Below are 1,799 nucleotides of genomic sequence, written 5' to 3'. Positions count from 1 at the left end.
TCTAGAACAGAGAGGTAAATAACAGATTCTTCAGCAGAAAAGCCAAAATGCTGTAATTTGCTGCTTAAGTCTTCCATATCGGTATTATATTCCCTATCTGGGGTATTGTCAACTATTTTTTACAACACTTTATAGCTATTTATAGCTATTATATAGATATTAATAATATTCCGTAAAAATAACTTGACATTTTTACTTACTTGGTATATACTTCTCTTTCACAGTAATTCAGCTTTTCCAGAACCCCCTGTTCTTTCCAAGGAGATAGGTCATGAAAGCCCTCGCCTTTCGTTCCGATTACGATTATAGCGGTTGCGATGGTTGTTGTGGGGATTCCGTGGTGACACAGCTTTGCGTGGATGGCAAAGTGCATCTCGAGGTTAGCCGCGAGGTCACTCATGGGGAAACGATTGACGGCTGGAGCGTTCTAGGACCTTGCGATGGGAGCTGCCATCAAGAGGAGGAGGAGTTGCCTCTTGAAGTAGCTCGGCTCGTTCAGAAGTTTCTTGCCACGGAAGGTAAGAAACGAGGTAGGATTGGTGTCCCACGCTGTTCAAGTGGGGGATAGGATTTCCAACCGGTGTGCATTAGCACAATAGTGAGTACCGGCATATCTAAATCTCACTTTCCCTTCTTAGCGTCGAAAACGTTTCGATGCTGTGATAAGGATAACGTTCTTTCCAACCAGGGAGTAAGTAAAATGAGCGCGCAAAAAGTCATTGTCGTGACTAGCATGAACACAACCCCAGAGGATGCGATCGCCAACCGGCTAGCTGAAGCAGGAGATGGCTGGCGTGTCATTTCCGCAACGACTACTATGACTGCCGTTGGAACTATGGATATCGATGAGCCCGCAAAGTTTCTCAAGGGAATCGCGCTACACATGTATTACGCTACCACGCTTATTCTGGAGCAGATCGGTGCGTAGCACATTTTCAACGGGCAAGAACTTTATCAAGTTACTTGCCCACCTACCTAAGAGTTGAATCCCTTTCTACTCTTGGGCGGGTTAGAAAACAGTAAGTTCTTTACAAGGAGAATTGTTATGAAGAGCACCATTTCCATCCTGGTCATTGAAGATCGCGCCAATCACATTGCTGACTGCAAGGCGATGATCGAGACGGAACGAACACGCTTACCCATTCAGGTTAATGTCCTCTGGGCAAATAACCTGGAGGAGGCGCTTTCGTTACTGGATCAAGCCGATGCTGTCATGACCGACGTATTCTTTCCGAGCATCTCTGGAGGCAACGACGAAGAACCTAGCGGACAGAAGGTGGTCGAACAGTGTCTGGCCAAGTGCATGCCTGTGGTATGGGTGACAAGCACATACCACCATGGCAAGAAAACCAACTCGGTCAACGGGTGGGGTCGCGAGCACGGGCTGGAGATGTTCGATTGCCGTGACGGAGGCGATCCGTATGCCAATGTCGAGGGTACCCATAAGCCATGGAAGGATGCTTTCTACGGCCTGCTCGGCTTGATCGTCGCACTCGAGGAAGAATTTTGTGTCTTCTGTGATGGCAAGATCATGCGCAAGAGTTGGGGTGACGAATACGATGCACATGATTGCGCAGGCCATCTCAGCTATTATCTTCTCTCCGGAGCTGATCCGAAGGAGAGCGGTGATTCTATAATGATCCCCGTTTTAGAGAAGATGAAAGACATGGGCTTCCCCAAAGACTAGGCAAGGCGGAGTCCTAAGGAACTTGGCGTCAGAATCCTTACGGAATGTGGCAAATCCGTTAATAAGCCGCTGTTCGAACTTGTGACTTTCTCGGGCAAGAACTTAAACAAGT

General features: G+C 47.6%; 2 protein-coding genes. Both read left to right on the top strand.

Annotated elements, in window-relative coordinates; genetic code table 11:
* The first annotated feature begins 700 nt into the window (after positions 1 to 700).
* Positions 701 to 928: a hypothetical protein gene (locus WC764_04765; protein ID MFA6007006.1), complete on the top strand. Its 228-nt coding sequence runs from the start codon at positions 701 to 703 to the stop codon at positions 926 to 928.
* Between the two features lie 117 nt (positions 929 to 1,045).
* Entirely contained in the window at positions 1,046 to 1,687 is a 642-nt protein-coding gene (locus WC764_04760) for a hypothetical protein (protein ID MFA6007005.1), read from the top strand.
* The last annotated feature ends 112 nt before the right edge of the window (positions 1,688 to 1,799 follow it).

This window comes from Candidatus Paceibacterota bacterium, from assembly GCA_041660505.1.
In the GTDB taxonomy this organism is placed as follows: domain Bacteria; phylum Patescibacteriota; class Minisyncoccia; order Phycocordibacterales; family JACRKE01; genus JBAZWG01.
Note: the sequence above shows the minus strand (reverse complement) of the source record. Positions and strands in the feature narration are given on the sequence as shown.